Raw genomic sequence first — 16,379 nt, forward strand, 5'->3', positions numbered from 1 at the left:
TTGAAAGGTTCCGTGCACGTAGCCGGCATCGGCGTCATATCAGCCATCGGAAGTTCGGCGTCGGCCACACTGGCGGCGTTTCGCGAACAGGAGTCGGGCATAGGCCACATCACGCATTTCGATTCGGTGCACAAAAACGTGTTGCCGGTAGGGGAGGTGAAACTCCCCAACGAAGCCCTGTGCGACATCCTGTGGCAAGGCGCCCACGTGACGCGCACCGCACTGCTCGGCATTCACGCCGCGCGCGAAGCGGTGAAGAGTTCCGGCGTGGATGTGAAGCGCTGGCGCACCGGCCTCATCTCGGCCACCACCGTGGGCGGCATGGACAAGACGGAACATTTTTTTATTGACTATCTCAACAATCCCAACGCCGGAAAACTTCGGAACGTGGTGAACCACGAATGTGGCAAGTCAACCGAAATCATTGCCGACGATCTGGGGGTGAAAGGATTTATATCCACCATCAACACGGCGTGTTCATCTTCTGTGAACGCCATCGCGCTGGGCTCGCGCCTCATCAAACACGGCCTGCTCGACGTGGTGATTGCTGGTGGCAGCGATGCCCTTTCAAAATTTACCCTGAACGGTTTCAACAGCCTCATGATATTGGATCAGCAACCGTGTCGTCCCTTCGATGCAAGCCGCAGCGGGTTGAACCTGGGCGAAGGCGCGGGCTTTGTGGTGCTGGTTTCGGATGAAGTGCGACAAGCCGAAGGTGTAGCTTCGCGTGTGCTGGTGAACGGCTATGCCAACACCAACGACGCCTATCACCAAACGGCATCGTCGCCCGAAGGCCGCGGTTCTTTTGGTGCCATGCAAAAAGCGCTGGCCATGAGTGGCCTCTTGCCGCAGGACATCGACTACATCAACCTGCACGGCACGGGCACCTTGAACAACGACCTGTCGGAAGGTACGGCCGTGGCGCGCTTGTATGGTGAGAAGTATCCGCGCATGAGTTCAACAAAAGCATTCACCGGTCACACGCTTGGCGCCAGTGGAGGAATTGAAGCGGTGTTTTCGGTGCTGGCCCTTCAGCACCAATGCGTGTTTCCCAACCTGCGCTTCGAAACGCCGATCCCCGAAGTGGGGCTTGTGCCACAGCGCACCTTCGAAGAAAACGTGAGCGTGAAACACGTCATGAGCAACTCGTTTGGTTTTGGCGGCAACTGCTCGTCCATCATATTTTCCCGGAACTAACACACACCGGCAGTCCGGCATCGAATAAGCAAGAACGTATGGCGATCTATCTGAAAGGCAAAGGCAACATCTCACCACAGCAAACCTGGGGCGACGCGTCCTTGCTTGACCAGCCCAAGCCTGCAGCGGGCAACCGCCTGGCGTGTGTGGAGCCTGACTACACGCAGTACATGGACGTTCGCCAGCTGCGCCGCATGAGCCGCATCCTCAAAATGGGCGTGGCTGCAGGAAGCATGGCCCTGAAGGAAGCCAACATCACGGTGCCCGACGGCATCATTACCGGCACAAGCTATGGCTGCCTGGAAGACACGGGCATTTTTCTCGGCAAGATGATCGAGAACAAGGAGTATGCCCTCAACCCCACACCCTTCATTCAATCGACACACAACACCATTGGCTCGCAGATCGCGTTGCTGCTGCAGTGCCAGGGCTATAACCAAACCTACACACAAGGCGCATTCTCGTTTGAACACGCGCTGCTGGATGCGTTGACCCTGCTCGCCGACGAACCGAACCAGGCGTTGCTCGTGGGCGCTGCCGACGAAATCACCAACACCAGCCACACCGTTCAGCAACGCTTCGGAATATTCAAGGACGAACACAACACACTCGAAACGGTGAACGGCGAGGGCGTGGCGTATTTTGTTTTGTCGGGCGAGAAAGGACCCAGCGACGTGGTGGCCATCACCGCCGTGACCACACTCTACAACGCCGACGAAGCCACGTTGTCAGCCGGCATCGTACGATTTTTGAAAGACGCCGGCATCAACGCAAGCGACATCGATCTGTTGTTGCTGGGCACTAGTGGTAATGCCGCGCACGACGCTTTCGCGGAAACCATAGCCACCACTCATTTTGCAAACAGCACGCAGGCGCACTTTAAACATTTGTCGGGCGAATATCCCACCGCTTCGGCTTTTGCCGTGTGGCTGGCCGCGCGCATTCTCGAAACCAAAGCCGTGCCCCAAAACATTGTGGTGAAAAATTCGGGAAGACCGGTGAAGCGCGTGCTGGTATACAATCCCTATTTCACCAAATACCATTCTTTGATTTTACTGGAGGCATGTTGAACTACAGAACCATAACCCTGCTCTTTGTGGCCGGACTGGCGGCGATGCTGGTCTATGACGCGATGGAGACGTTGGCGTGGTGGTATTTTGTTTTGTGGGGCGTGCTCTACCTCTCTGCGCTGGCGTATGGTGCCACCGTGCTGTCGGCGGCCTTCTTCCTGCCGGTGAACTACAAAGGCCCCGAGGCCTCGCGCAGCATTGCCATCACGTTCGACGATGGCCCCATTCCCGGCAACACCGAACGGGCACTCGAGATCCTGAAAGCCCATCACGCGAAAGCGGCCTTCTTCTGCATCGGCCACCGCGTGAATGCCCATCCCGACCTGACCAAACGCATGCACGACGAAGGCCACCTGGTGGGCAACCACAGCTATTGGCACGCCGCCACGTTCGATTTGCAAACCGCTTCGAAGATTGAAAAAGAACTGGTGGACACCGACGCCGCCATCGAAAAAACCATTGGCGCAAAACCGAATTTTTTCCGCCCGCCCTATGGCGTAACCAACCCTATGCTGGCCACGGCCGTGAAGCGCGGCGGTTACAAAACCATTGGCTGGAGCGTGCGCTCGTTCGACACCGTGAGCAAAGACAAACAGACGTTGATGAACCGCGTGACCCGTTCGCTGAAAGGCGGCGACGTGGTGTTGTTTCACGACTATTGCGACATCACGCTGGAAATTCTGCCGGCGTTTCTCGACCACGTGGCGAAGGTTGGATTGAAAATTGTGAGGGTAGATGAACTATTGAATGAACGCGCGTATGGCTGATAAACTGAAGTTGATTTGTGGAGTGTTTTTCGTGTTGACAACGATGTTGTCTGTGACTGCGAAAGCGCAATATGCAGGCTATAAATCCGTGACGGATCTCGCGGCCTTCAAGAAACAATTTGCCACCGAGTCGTCCAAGGTGTCGTCCATCACCAGCAACTTCACGCAGGAGAAAACATTGACGGCGCTCACGGAAACCATCACGTCAACCGGCAAGTTCTGGTTTCTGCGCAGCAACCGCGTGCGCATCGAATATGTGAAACCGTTCTCATACCTCATGGTGATGAACGGCGACAAGATGCTGGTGAAGAATGATCAGAAAGAAAATCGCATCAACGTGAAGTCGAACAAGCTCTTTCAGCAAGTGAACCGCATCATGATCGACTGTGTGCAGGGAACCATTCTCGATAGCAAAGATTTCACGACAAAGGTTTTTGAGAACGACAAACTCTACCTGCTGGAGATGACACCCGTGTCGAAGTCGCTGAAAGAATTTTTTCAAACCATTGTGTTGCTGGTAGAGAAAAAAGACTATGCGGTGAAGTCGATCGAAATGAACGAACCCAGTGGCGACAAAACCACCATATCGTTCTCTGATAAAAAATTAAACGCACCCATTCCCGATGCGATGTTTGCTCTTTAGCGCCTGCTGCCTGTTGCTGATGCGCTGCGCGTCCGACTACAAGGGACTGCAGGCCACAACACCCGACGCGGCCTGCGCGGCGAAGATCGCTCCAACCCAATTCAACACCGGCTGGTACAACGCCAATGTGGATGTTTATGGCCGCCACATCAGCGGGCTGTTGCTCATCAAAAACATGCCCGACAGTTCGTTCCGCGTGGTGTTTACGAACGAGGCAGGCGTCACGTTTTTTGACTTTGGCTTTCTGGCCAACGGCGAGTTCAAGGTGCACAATGCCATACACCAGCTGAACAAAAAAGCGGTGATCCAAACCCTGCGAAAAGATTTTGAATTGATCCTGGGATTGCCCTTCCGGAAGGGAACGGTGCAACGCTGGACGAAGGACGACGAGGTTTTCTATGGCGTGGTTCAAAAAAAGGAAACGGCCTATTTTATAACCAGTAAAGATTGTGCTTCTTTGCGCAGGCTGGAATGGGGCGCCGCCCGCAAACGAAAGGTGACGGTGCTATTGCCGGGATCGCCTTATCCTTCGCCCGAGGTGCTGGAACTGAAACACCACACGTTCAACATGCAGATTAAACTGGCCCGATTCACAAAAGAATGATGTTGCTCAACGACTTTTATACACTCGTGCACCACGAAGCCACACCCGGCGTCGTGAAAGCAAAAATTTCCATCCGCCGCGACCATCGCATTTTCGACGGTCACTTTCCCGGGCTGCCCATCGTGCCCGGCGTGTGCATGATGCAGATCATCCGCGAGCTTATGGAGATCACCACCAAAAGAACACTGCGCATCGCAGAGGCCGACAACATGAAGTTTCTGTCGGTCATCAATCCCGACAATAACAAAGAAGTGGAGGCCGCTGTTACCTACACCGAGGGCGCGGACCAATGGGTGGTGAATGCCACCTTGTTTGCCGACACCGTCACCTTCTTCAAAATTAAAGCTACGCTGAAAACCGCCTGATGGAACCTGCAGAATTCCGTGCGTTATGTAAGCAAAAGAAAGTGTGCGTGCTGGTGCCCACCTACAACAATGAAAAAACGGTAGGGCAGGTAGTGCGCGATGTACTTGACTATACCGACCAGGTGATTGTGGTGAACGACGGCGCCACAGACACGACCCCACAAATTCTACAACAGTTTCCGCAGATCGACCTCGTGAGCTATCTGCCCAACCGTGGCAAAGGTTATGGCCTTCGTCAGGGATTTAAGCGCGCCGTGGAGGCGGGCTACGACTACGCCATCACCATCGACTCCGACGGTCAGCATTTTGCCGCCGACTTGCCAAAGTTCATGCATGCTCTAGCAGAACATCCACACGCCGTCATCATTGGTGCGCGCAACATGGAGCAGGCCAGTGTGCCGGGCAAGAGCAGCTTTGGTAATAAATTTTCGAACTTCTGGTTTTGGGTGGAGACGGGCTTGAAGCGCAACGACACACAAAGCGGCTATCGCCTCTATCCGGTGAAAGCCCTTCAGGGAATCACGTTCATCACCCGCAAATTTGAATTTGAAATTGAAGTGCTGGTGCGGGCATCGTGGCGCGGCATAGACATGGCCGAAGTGCCGGTGAAAGTGTTTTATGCAACGCGCGAAGAACGCGTGTCGCACTTCAGACCGTTCAAAGATTTTACGCGCATCAGCATACTCAACACGGTGCTGGTCACCATTGCCTTTCTCTACATCAAGCCCCGCGATTTCTTCCGGAGCTTTAAAAAAAAAATTTCGGTGAGTTCGTCCGCGAACAACTCTTCGGTGCACATGAATCCGACCGGGTCAAAGCCTTCTCTGTAGCCTTTGGTATTTTTATGGGCATTGTGCCGTTGTGGGGGCTTCAGCTGGCGCTGGCCATCGCGTTGTCGTTTGTGTTCAAGCTCAACAAGGCGTTGGTCATCATCGCCGCCAACATCAGCATTCCGCCCATGATTCCGTTCATTCTATTCCTCAGCTACTACACCGGCAGGATCTGGATGGGCGCGCACGCGCAAACGCTGCGGTTCAGCACCGACATCAACCTGCAGGAAATGCAGCAGAACTTTTTGCAGTATGTGCTGGGTGCCACAACGCTGGCCGTCGTGGCCGGTGTTATCTTTGGGCTGGTGACGTATGCCGCCTTGAAATTGTTTAAGCGTTCCCGATCCTGACCCATGGCCCAGTTGTTTCTTTCCCTATACGATTTTTTTCAGCGACGCAAGCCGCTCTTCTGGACTGTGTTTGTCGGCACCGTGGCGTTGCTTGCCGTGGGTGCGTCGCGCATCACACTGGAGGAAGACATTACCAAATTTTTCCCCGACGATCCGCGTGTTGAAAAACTGAACTATGTGTTCCAGAACTCCAAGTTTGTGGAGCGCATGGTGGTGATGGTGTCTATGAAAGACAGCACCACGACACCCGATGCCGACAGCCTCATTGCCCGCGCCGAAACCATTGTGACCCGCATCCACAGCGAGCTGAAGCCCTATGTGAAACAAATCACCACGCGTGTAGACGACGAGAAGATTATGGAGGTGTTCAAGTCGGTGCACGACTACCTTCCCATCTTTCTCACCGAAGACGACTACGCCCAACTTGATTCGCTGAGCCGCCCCGAAAAAGTGCGCAGCGTGCTGGAACAAAACTACCAGCAACTGATTTCGCCGGCAGGCATGGCGTTGAAAAAAATCATTGTTCAGGACCCGCTGGGATTTTCATTTCTGGCGTTGAAGAAACTTCGTCAGCTTCAGTACGACGAAAACTTTGAATTATACGACAGCTACATCGTCACCAAAGATCACCGGCACTTGCTGTTTTTTCTGCAACCGGTTTATGGTCCCAGTGAAACGGGCAAGAACACCGACTTTGTGGCGGGCCTTGAAAAGATCATGCAGGAAACCACGCCACAAGGTTCGCCGGTGATGGCTTCCTATTTTGGTGCGTCGGCCGTGGCGGTGGGCAATGCCACACAACTGCGAAAGGACTCGATGCTAACGGTGAGCATCATGGTGGTGTTGCTGGGGGTGTTGCTCATTGGCTATTTCCGCAAGAAGCGCGTTCCGTTTCTGATCTTCATACCCGTGGCGTTTGGCGGCGTGTTTTCGCTTTGCGGCATCTACCTGGTGCAGGGCACAGTGTCGATACTGGCGCTCGCCGCGGGCGCAGTAATCCTAGGCATTGCCGTGAACTATTCCCTGCATTTCCTCGCCCACCTGAAGCATACGCACGATGTGAAGACGGTGATCAAAGACCTCACGGCCCCCATGACGCTGGGCAGCACCACCACGGTGCTGGCCTTCTTCTGTCTGCAATTTGCCAACGCGGCCGTGTTGCGCGACGTGGGGTTGTTTGCCGGATTCAGCTTGATCGGTGCCGCCTTGTGTTCGCTTATTTTCCTGCCCCACTTTCTGTCAGCAACCATGTTTCCGGCGCACGATGAATCGGAGAGCCGGTTGGAACGCATGCTGATGTCGTTTGAATCGCCCCGTGTTTTGGTGCTGATTATTTTCCTGGCCACACCGGTGTTTCTGTATTTTGCGCAAGGCGTGTCGTTCAACAGCGACATGGGCAAGCTCAACTTCATGCACGACGACACCCGGAACGCGCAGGTGCGGTTAGAGACCATCAACAACGCTTCGCTTGGCGCGGTGTATGTTGTGTCGACCGGCAACACATTGGAGGCAGCACTCCGCAAGAATGAACAGGCCACGCCGGTGTTGCAGACACTGAAAGACAATGGCACCATTCATAAATTTTCGTCGGTGTCGCTCTTCCTGCTGTCCGACTCGCTGCAACGCCTGCGCATAGACCGGTGGAATGTTTTCTGGACACCACAGCGCAAAGCCTCCCTGCTCGCCGCCGTGAACACGGAAGCAACGGCGCTGAAGTTTTCGCAGCAGGTCATCGGAAATTTTGAACACCTGATCACCAAAGAATATCACCCCGCCACACGCGACGACATGTCCACCATCCGCGACGCCTTCTTCGACGACTACATTATCGAAAAAGACGGACGCGCCACGGTGATCTCGCTGGCCAACGTAGACGCTGCACACAAAGCTATAGCTTATGCGGCGTTGAAACCTGCGCCCGTGCAAGCCTTCGACCGCCAGATGCTCACAAACCTGTTTGTGGAATATGTGCATGCCGATTTTAATTTCATTGTCACGTTCACGGCGTTGCTGGTCTTTAGTGCACTGTTTCTTTCCTATGGGCGCATCGAACTCACGTTCATCACGTTCGTGCCCATGTTCATCACGTGGATCTGGATTTTGGGGATTATGGCGTTGGTGGGCATCGAGTTTAATATCATCAACGTGATGGTGTCGACGTTCATCTTTGGGTTGGGCGATGACTACAGTATTTTTATCATGGATGGATTGCAACAGGACTATGCCTACAATCGTAAAAATCTTCCGTCGATACGCGCATCCATTTTTCTTTCGGCCGTCACCACCATTGCCGGGTTGGGTGTTTTGATTTTTGCAAAGCATCCGGCGCTGCGTTCCATCGCGGCCATTTCCATCATCGGCATTGTGTGTGTGTTTGTGATGGCGCAGACGCTGGAGCCGTTCCTGTTCCGGTGGCTCATCACCAACCGCACAAAGAAAGGTTTCACGCCCATGACGTGGGCGGGCATTTTCAGAACCACGTTCACCTATGGATTTTTTGTGACGGGTGCATTTGTGTTGACGCTGATCGGGTTTGTGCTGCGGCTGATTCCCGTTGGAAAAAAATCCATACGCATTTTCTTTCACACGCTCATCCGTTGGCTCACTTGGTCGGTCATCTACATGGAGCCGAACGTGCGCAAGCGCATCATCGGAAAAGCGCCCGACACCTTTTTGCGTGCCCACGTGATCATCGCCAACCACGCGTCGTTCCTCGACATTCTGCTCACCACCATGCTCCATCCCAAACTGATTCTGCTCACGAACAAGTGGGTTTGGAACTCGCCCGTGTTTGGCGGCGTGGTGCGCTTGGCCGACTACTATCCCGTGTCGGAAGGTGCCGAAGACAGCATTGACCGGTTGAAAGACCGGGTGGGAGAGGGCTATTCGGTGGTGGTGTTTCCCGAGGGCACCCGTTCGGAAGACGGCAAGCTGAAACGTTTTCACAAGGGCGCTTTCTTTATGGCGCAGGAAATGAATGTGCCCATCCAACCCTTGCTCATTCACGGTGCCAGCGACGCCATTCCGAAGGGGACATTTTACCTGAACCCCGGCCAGCTCACGCTGAAATTTCTTCCCCCCATTGAGCCCGACGATGCGCGGTTTGGCGCCACCTATTCGGAGCGGACCAAGGGCATCAGCCGCCATTTCAAGCAGGAGTATGCCGCACTCGCCCGCGAGATTGAAACCGCCGACTATTTTTCACATCGGCTCATCAGCAACTACCTCTACAAGGGGCCTGTGCTGGAGTGGTATATGCGGGTGAAGCTTCGCCTGGAAAAGAACTACGCCCCCTTTCACAGGCTGATCCCCCTTCAAGCGACCATCCTGGACCTGGGTTGCGGCTATGGGTTTCTCAGCTACATGCTGCAATTCCTGTCGGCCGATCGCGTCATCACGGGTGTTGACTATGACGAGGAAAAAATTGAAACAGCACAAAATGGCTATCAGAAAACCGACCGTCTCAATTTCTTTTGTGCCGACGTCACGCAGTTTCCGCTGGCCACCTACGATGTCATCATCATCAGCGATGTGTTGCACTATCTTCCGGCCGAGGCGCAGGAAGCATTGCTGGTACGCTGTTTCCATGCGTTACATGCCGGTGGCAAACTGATTGTGCGTGATGGCAACGCCGATTTGAAGGAACGCCACAAGGGCACACAGCTCACGGAGTTTTTCTCGGTGAAAGTGCTGAAGTTCAACAAATCGACCAACGCGCTCAATTTTGTGTCCGGTCAAAAGCTAACCGATCTCGCCCGGCGTCACGGGCTGAAAGTGGCCGAACAGGATGATGCAAAGTTTACCTCGAATGTTATTTTTGTGATGGAAAAGCCATAGGCAATAAACCACCCGGAAAGCCCGCGTTGGGCTCCGGAAAACCTTAAAAAGAATCAATGGACGAATACGATGTGGTGATTGTGGGAAGCGGCCTGGGAGGGTTGGCGTGTGCTACGATAATGGCGAAAGAAGGCCAGAAAGTTCTGGTGCTGGAAAAGAACAAACAGATTGGCGGCAACCTGCAAACCTACGTGCGCGACCGGGTCATCTTCGATTCGGGTGTTCATTATGTGGGGGGATTGGAGAAGGGTCAGAACCTCTATCAACTTTTCCGCTACCTCGGCATCATGGACAAGCTGAAGATCCGCAAGATGGACGAGGACGTTTTCGACGCCGTGATTTTTGAGGGCGACCCGGTGGTCTATAAGTTTGCCCAGGGCTACGAAAATTTCATCGCCACACTGGCAAAAGAATTTCCCGACGACGAAGCCGCCATCCGCAAATACTGCGAGGCCATAAAAGAAATGTGCGCCAAGTTTCCACTCTACAACCTGCAAAGCGGCGGAAGCTTTCTCGAAAAAATGAGCGCACTTGAGCTCGATACAAAAACATTTGTAGACTCGCTCACCGAAAATAAAAAACTGCAGGACGTGCTGGTGGGCACCAACCTTTTGTATGCCGGCACGCCGAACAAAACACCGTTCTATGTGCATGCGCTCATCATGAACAGCTACATCGAAAGTTCGTGGCGGTTCATCGACGGCGGCTCGCAGATTGCACGTTTTCTACACCACGAAATAAACCTGCTGGGTGGAAAAGTGATCAAGCACATGAACGTGGTGAAGATCAAGGAAGAAGACGGACTGGTGCGCTATGTGGAAACCGACACCGGTCGCCGTTTCTATGGCAAACAATTTATCTCCAACGTGCATCCATCCCAAACCATGGACATGGTGGAAAGCTCGCTGATCAAAAAGGCCTATCGCAGCCGCATCAAGAGCCTGGAAAATTCGACGTCTACATTCTATGTGAATGCCGTGATGAAGAAAGACAGCTTCCCGCATTTTAATCACAACTACTACATTTTTCAGAACAGTGACCCGTGGCATGCGCAGGACTACACGCCCGACAACTGGCCGCTGGTGATCGGTGTCTTCTTCACCACCTCGTCAGACAACGACGTCTATACCGACGGCGTCACCATCATGGCCTACATGCGCTTCGAAGACGTGGAGAAATGGAAAGACACGTTCAACACGGTGTCGAGCGAAACGAGCCGGGGCGACGACTATGAAGCGTTTAAGAAAGAGAAATCGGAAATGCTGATCGACCTCATGGAACGGAGGTTTCCGGGCTTCCGGGCGGCCGTTCATTCCTACACGTCGGCCTCGCCGTTGTCGGCCCGCGACTACATCGGCACCGAAGACGGTTCGCTCTATGGTCTTACCAAAGACTATCGCGACCCCATGAAGACCTTCATATCGCCACGCACCAAAATCCCCAACTTGTTGTTAACGGGACAGAACCTCAATCTGCACGGTGTGTTGGGCGTTACCGTGAGCGCGGTGCTCACGTGTTCGCAGCTTGTGGGAATGGACTATCTGGTGGAAAAAATCAAGAATGCTTAAAAAGATCATAAAAATACTGGCCTGGTTCTTCGGGTTCCTCGTGCTGTTGCTGATTGTACTGGTCATTTATGTGCGCATCGTTTCCGTGACGACGCCTCCGGAAATCACCACTACAAACACCGACGTGGATGCGCTGGTTACGGAGCCGGATTCCGGTTTGTATAAAGTGAAAAACAACTGGTTTCGAAAAAGCGAAAGCGGCCTGTACGAACTTTATGTGGAAGGCGAACCGTATGAACGCGGCGTGGCCAACGGAAAGCTCACACGCGACCTGGTGCAATATCAGGAGCAGGTGTTCACCGATCAGATACACCGCCTTGTGCCTTCAAATTTCTACCTGGGCATGTTAAAGTATATGGTAGGCTGGTTTAACCGCGACCTGACCGACAATATTTCGGAAGAATACAAACAGGAAATCTACGGCGTGTCGCAAGTGGCTTCACACAACTTCGACGACATCGCGCAACCCTATCAACGCATCCTGAACTACCACGCTGCACACGACATCGGGCATGCGTTGCAAAACATGTCGCTGGTGGGCTGCACATCGTTTGCCACGTGGGGCGATCAGTCGGAAGACAGCACACTCATCGTGGGCCGGAACTTCGACTTCTATGTGGGCGATGAATTTGCCCGCGACAAAATTATTGCATTCTACAATCCCGCCAAGGGACGCAAGTTTATGATGGTGACGTTTGGTGGCATGACCGGTGTGTTGTCGGGCATGAACGACGCGGGCCTCACCGTAACCATCAACGCCGCCAAATCGGAAATCCCCACGGCGTCGGCCACACCGGTGTCGCTTGTGGCGCGCGAGATATTGCAGTATGCTACGGACATTGAAGAAGCAAAAGCCATTGCATCAAAGCGGAAAATGTTTGTGGCCGAATCGTTCCTCATCGGTTCCGCCAAAGACGGCAAAGCCGTGTTGATCGAGAAGTCGCCGGAAGCGATGGACGTGTATGAGGCTACCGGAAATCGCATCGTCAGCACCAATCATTTTCAAGGCGAGACATTGGGCAACACACAGCTCAACCGCGATCATGTGAAAACCAGCGCGTCGCCTTATCGCTACAAGCGCGTGGAAGAATTATTGAACGCGCAAGGCCCAAACACAATTGCCAAAACGGCAAAGATACTCCGGAACCAAAAAGGACTTTTGGGCGAAGACATCGGCCTTGGCAACGAGAAAGCCATCAACCAACTGGTGGCCCATCACGGCATCATCTTCCAACCCGAAAAACGTCTGGTGTGGATATCGACGGCACCGTGGCAACTTGGGAAATTTGTTTGCTACGACCTCAACAAAGTGTTTGCCCGCAACATGACCGTGAACGAGGAAATTATAGAACAGGATCGCACCCTTCCTGCCGATTCATTTTTGTTGACATCTGCCTATACGCAATACCTCAAGTTTAGTCCTTACCGTTTTCCCTTCAACCCGCGTCACGACCTTGTGCCCGACAGCGTGGTGAAATGGAATCCACAATCGTATCATGCCTACATGCTGGCTGGCGATTTTTGCTACGACCACCAGGCGTGGCAGCAGGCCATACCCTTCTATGAGGAAGGCCTGAAGAAAGAAGTGGCCACCGTGCAGGAGCGCGAGCACATGCAACGGAATCTTGAACACGCAAAAGCCAGCCTCAAATGATTGTGGGCGTGGGCATGGATATGATTGAAGTGGAGCGCGTGCTGGAAAAAGTGCGCAAGCCCAACGGCTTTCGCGAGAAGATTTTTTCGCCCGTAGAGATCGCCTACTGCGAAGCCCAACCCAAACCCGCCGAAAGTTATGCCGCGCGCTTTGCCGCCAAGGAAGCCTTTCTGAAAGCCACGGGCCAGGGGTTGCTGCTGGGCTACGAACTGGCCGAAATCGAAGTAGTGACCGATGAGAATGGGCGGCCGTCGCTCAATTTGCTGGGAAATTTTAAAGCCATCGCGCGTCAAAACAACTGGAATAAAATACATTTGTCCCTTTCGCACCTCCAGCATGTGGCGTGTGCGGTAGTTATTCTTGAGCAATGAACCACCTCCCCGAAATAGAAGTACAATCACCCGACGCTGTAAAGCGTTTTCAGGAAGAAAAATTAACCGCCACGGTGCGCTACCTCGCGCAATACTCGCCGTTCTATCAGCGACTGTTTTCAGAACACGGCGTGGTGGCCGAAAATATTACGTCGCTGGATGATTTGGCAACACTGCCCGTCACCACCAAAGACGACTTTCAAAATCACAACTGGGATTTTCTGTGTGTTGCCCGCGAGCGCATCGCCGAATACACCAGCACCTCCGGCACCTTGGGCAGCCCCGTGATTGTGGCGCTCACAGAAAACGATCTGCAACGCCTGGCCTACAACGAGAGCATATCGTTTGCCTGTGCCGACGGTTCATCGGCCGACCTCTATCAATTGATGTTGACGCTGGACCGGCAGTTCATGGCGGGCATCGCCTACTATCAGGGCATTCACAAACTTGGCGCGGGCCTCATCCGTGTAGGACCCGGGTTGCCGGCTATGCAGTGGGAAACGATTCAAAGGCTGAAGCCCACAGTGCTGGTGGGCGTGCCGTCGTTTTTGGTGAAGCTCATTGAGTATGCTGAACAAAACGGCATCGACCTGAACCAATGCTCGGTGAAGAAAGCCGTGTGTATTGGCGAAAGCCTACGCACAGCCGACCTCTCGCTGAATGCGCTCAGCCAAAAAATTGCCGATGCCTGGAACATCAAACTCTATGGCACCTATGCGTCAACCGAAATGCAAACCGCATTCACGGAATGCGGCGAAGGCAAGGGTGGCCATCATCACCCCGAGCTCATCATTGTGGAAGTGCTCAACGACAACAATCAACCCGTGAAGCCCGGCGAAGTGGGAGAGGTCACCATCACCACGCTGGGTGTGGAAGCGATGCCCCTGCTGCGCTACAAAACCGGCGACATGGCCACGGCCCACACCGAAGCCTGCGCCTGCGGACGCACCACGCTGCGTCTCGGCCCCATTGTGGGTCGCAAACAACAAATGATAAAACTGAAGGGCACCACACTATATCCCCCCGGAATTTTCGAAATATTAAACCAGGTGCCGGGTGTTGACGACTATGCCGTGGAGGTGGTGACGGGAGAATTGGGAACGGACGAACTGAACCTGCACATATTGACCAAGCCAGAACAGCAACCCAAGACGCAGGAACACCTGCGTGCAGCGTTTCAATCGCGACTGCGGGTGGTGCCGTCTATCGTGTTCACCACGCAGCCGGTGTTGGAGAAATTGCAGCATGCCGGCAGGAAGATTAAAAAATTTATCGACAGCCGTAAAAAATAAGAAAAGGCTGATGTTTTGCAACATCAGCCTCCTCAAACCTACTACCAAGAATCGTTAAGCGATTAGCTCAATCTTTTTTCAAGTTCGTCGATCTTTGCTTGTGCTTCGGCTTTGCCTAAAGAAAGCGACAGTTTGTAGAGCTCAAGGGCTTCACGTTGTGTTTCTTTCTTTTTCTTAGGGGCAAACTTGGTGCGTGATGCAGCCGTTTCCAAAGCTTGAGCTTGTGCGAAATACAGGTCGGCCTGGCTGGCTTTCGATTGTGCGTTCACTTCGTCAACGCGGGCTTCGAGGTTGGCCACATCTTGTTCCTTCATCTTGATGGTTTCAAGCTTGGTGGTCAGGATCGAATCCTTTTCGGTAACCGTTCTTGCCAGGGCGGTGTTCTCGCCTCTCATGCGCTCTACTTCAGTTTGCAGAGCAGCGATTTGTTGTGTGCTCAGTTCAAGATCTGATTTCAGTTTCTTGATGGTTGCGCCGAAGCTACCTTTCGCAGACTTCACGGATTTCTCAAGTTGAGCAATCTTGTCTTGTGTGTCTTTGATGTGATTGTTGATGCTTTGCAGACGGCTCTTGTAGTCTGTGTACGAAGTGCCTTCCACAACATCGGTGCGGAGCAACTGGCGGCTCGCGTCGATTGAATCGATGAGCACACCGATTTCATTCAGTTGCGCTGCCGTTTGCTGGCTGGTCTGAAGTTCAGTCTTCAGCGAGTCAACTTGTGCTTTAAGCTGTTCTTTTTCTTTCTTGTCACAGCTTCCCAATAATATCATACCTGCTACAGGTAATGCTAATGCGAATTTTCTGATCATAACCTTATTAGTTTAAGTTTCCTGATCAGTGAATTACAAACGGAGCGACAGAAAACGGCCAGCTCAAATTATGGCGACGAATGGATGATATCGGGGGTTGAACGACAAAAAGCAGGTCAGGGAGGGACATTTGGCCTTGGTGAGGTCCGGTTTTGTGGGGACTATTTCCACAACCTGGGTACCACAAACATGCAAAAAGCCGGACGTTTCCGCCCGGCTTTATCAATACGTATTGAAAAACAAAATTATTTCAGCGCCTTCTTAATGAACGCGCCCAGTTCTTTACCGGCCTTGGCATAGGCTTCCTGGATGCGTGTGCCGGTTTCGAAGTCATAGCCCATGGCCGTGCGGCCGGGCGACTTGGTGATGCTGATGCGGGCAATCACTTTCGAATGATCTTTCGCGTCTACAATCCACGCTTCGGCGTCGATGTAGGCGTTGGCGCGGGAGATGCCGATGTTGTAGCCCGGTTCGGTCTTCGTGGTTTTGAAGATAAGCGTGTAAGGTGATTTTTCATCCACTGTGGAAATGCCTGAAGTTTCTGAAAACAATTCACGGAACTGAGGCTCGAAGCGGTCTTTGCGATCTTCTTTCCACTTCACCGCCCACTTGTCGCCCTGGCCTGGTTCTTTGGCATTGTAGTCTTTAATCTTTTGCGCCACATACTCAGGCTCTGTGTCAAATTTTCCAACCGACATTTTATCGTACTCAAATTCAGTGCTGACGCCTTTCACACCTTTCAGCGGAGAGAGGTCGCCATCGATCAGCTTAATCTTTTGAGAATAGCCTGTCAGCGACAAGGCAAGGCATGCGATAAGAAAGATTTTTTTCATGAATGTGTTTTTTAATGTAAAAATGATCTTTGAACGACCGGGCAAGCGTCATCGTTGCCGCATCGAAGAAATAAAAAAAATCCCATTCCATAAACAGGTGCTCTATTAATATTCTATGAAGACGCCTTTCACGGTATAGGGCTTCGGGTTATGCCGTTGAATATGCAGCAAATCCAGAGGGAGCATGCT

General features: G+C 53.0%; 15 protein-coding genes. 13 read left to right on the forward strand and 2 right to left on the reverse strand.

Going from position 1 to position 16,379, the window contains the following annotated elements; all coding sequences use genetic code 11:
• Genes JI741_RS08620 through flxY form a run of 13 tightly spaced genes read left to right on the forward strand, consistent with a single transcriptional unit; the run spans position 1 to position 14,548 of the window.
• Entirely contained in the window at positions 1-1,197 is a 1,197-nt protein-coding gene (locus tag JI741_RS08620) for a beta-ketoacyl-[acyl-carrier-protein] synthase family protein (protein WP_202008638.1), read from the forward strand.
• Positions 1,198-1,235: 38 nt separating this feature from the next.
• Positions 1,236-2,267, forward strand: a complete 1,032-nt coding sequence (locus JI741_RS08625) for a beta-ketoacyl synthase chain length factor (RefSeq protein WP_202008639.1) — start codon at positions 1,236-1,238, stop codon at positions 2,265-2,267.
• Positions 2,261-3,034, forward strand: a complete 774-nt coding sequence (locus tag JI741_RS08630; protein WP_202008640.1) for a polysaccharide deacetylase family protein — start codon at positions 2,261-2,263, stop codon at positions 3,032-3,034. Before JI741_RS08625 ends, JI741_RS08630 begins: the two co-directional genes overlap by 7 nt.
• A gap of 52 nt (positions 3,035-3,086) precedes the next feature.
• The gene (gene lolA2, locus JI741_RS08635; RefSeq protein ID WP_202008641.1) at positions 3,087-3,677 is read left to right on the forward strand and encodes a flexirubin biosynthesis/transport protein LolA2; all 591 of its coding nucleotides are present in this window, start codon (positions 3,087-3,089) and stop codon (positions 3,675-3,677) included.
• A complete protein-coding gene (gene lolB2 / locus JI741_RS08640; RefSeq protein WP_202008642.1) occupies positions 3,658-4,281 on the forward strand; it encodes a flexirubin biosynthesis protein LolB2 in 624 nt (207 codons plus the stop codon). Before lolA2 ends, lolB2 begins: the two co-directional genes overlap by 20 nt.
• A complete protein-coding gene (locus JI741_RS08645) occupies positions 4,278-4,646 on the forward strand; it encodes an ApeI family dehydratase (RefSeq protein WP_202008643.1) in 369 nt (122 codons plus the stop codon). The genes lolB2 and JI741_RS08645 overlap by 4 nt, the downstream gene beginning before the upstream one ends.
• Complete coding sequence (locus JI741_RS08650; protein WP_202008644.1) at positions 4,646-5,476, forward strand: glycosyltransferase family 2 protein; 831 nt, start codon at positions 4,646-4,648, stop codon at positions 5,474-5,476. Before JI741_RS08645 ends, JI741_RS08650 begins: the two co-directional genes overlap by 1 nt.
• A 14-nt stretch (positions 5,477-5,490) precedes the next feature.
• Complete coding sequence (locus JI741_RS08655) at positions 5,491-5,826, forward strand: DUF2062 domain-containing protein (protein WP_236675956.1); 336 nt, start codon at positions 5,491-5,493, stop codon at positions 5,824-5,826.
• Between the two features lie 3 nt (positions 5,827-5,829).
• Positions 5,830-9,663, forward strand: coding sequence for a trifunctional MMPL family transporter/lysophospholipid acyltransferase/class I SAM-dependent methyltransferase (locus JI741_RS08660; protein WP_202008645.1), 3,834 nt, complete (start codon positions 5,830-5,832; stop codon positions 9,661-9,663).
• Between the two features lie 56 nt (positions 9,664-9,719).
• On the forward strand, positions 9,720-11,231 hold the full coding sequence (locus tag JI741_RS08665; RefSeq protein WP_202008646.1) for a phytoene desaturase family protein: 1,512 nt from the start codon (positions 9,720-9,722) through the stop codon (positions 11,229-11,231).
• On the forward strand, positions 11,224-12,885 hold the full coding sequence (locus JI741_RS08670) for a C45 family autoproteolytic acyltransferase/hydrolase (RefSeq protein ID WP_202008647.1): 1,662 nt from the start codon (positions 11,224-11,226) through the stop codon (positions 12,883-12,885). Before JI741_RS08665 ends, JI741_RS08670 begins: the two co-directional genes overlap by 8 nt.
• Positions 12,886-12,899: 14 nt before the next feature.
• Positions 12,900-13,256, forward strand: coding sequence for a holo-ACP synthase (gene acpS / locus JI741_RS08675; protein ID WP_236675957.1), 357 nt, complete (start codon positions 12,900-12,902; stop codon positions 13,254-13,256).
• Positions 13,253-14,548, forward strand: coding sequence for a flexirubin biosynthesis putative acyl-CoA ligase FlxY (flxY, locus tag JI741_RS08680; RefSeq protein WP_202008649.1), 1,296 nt, complete (start codon positions 13,253-13,255; stop codon positions 14,546-14,548). The genes acpS and flxY overlap by 4 nt, the downstream gene beginning before the upstream one ends.
• Positions 14,549-14,610: 62 nt before the next feature.
• Here the strand turns inward: flxY and JI741_RS08685 are convergent, their stop codons facing one another.
• Positions 14,611-15,357, reverse strand: coding sequence for a hypothetical protein (locus tag JI741_RS08685; protein WP_202008650.1), 747 nt, complete (start codon positions 15,355-15,357; stop codon positions 14,611-14,613).
• 245 nt (positions 15,358-15,602) lie between these two features.
• Positions 15,603-16,190 (reverse strand): hypothetical protein, encoded by a 588-nt coding sequence (locus JI741_RS08690; RefSeq protein ID WP_202008651.1) that lies wholly within the window; start codon positions 16,188-16,190, stop codon positions 15,603-15,605.
• Positions 16,191-16,379 lie beyond the last annotated feature (189 nt).

This window comes from Chryseolinea lacunae, assembly GCF_016735595.1.
In the GTDB taxonomy this organism is placed as follows: Bacteria; Bacteroidota; Bacteroidia; order Cytophagales; family Cyclobacteriaceae; genus Chryseolinea; species Chryseolinea lacunae.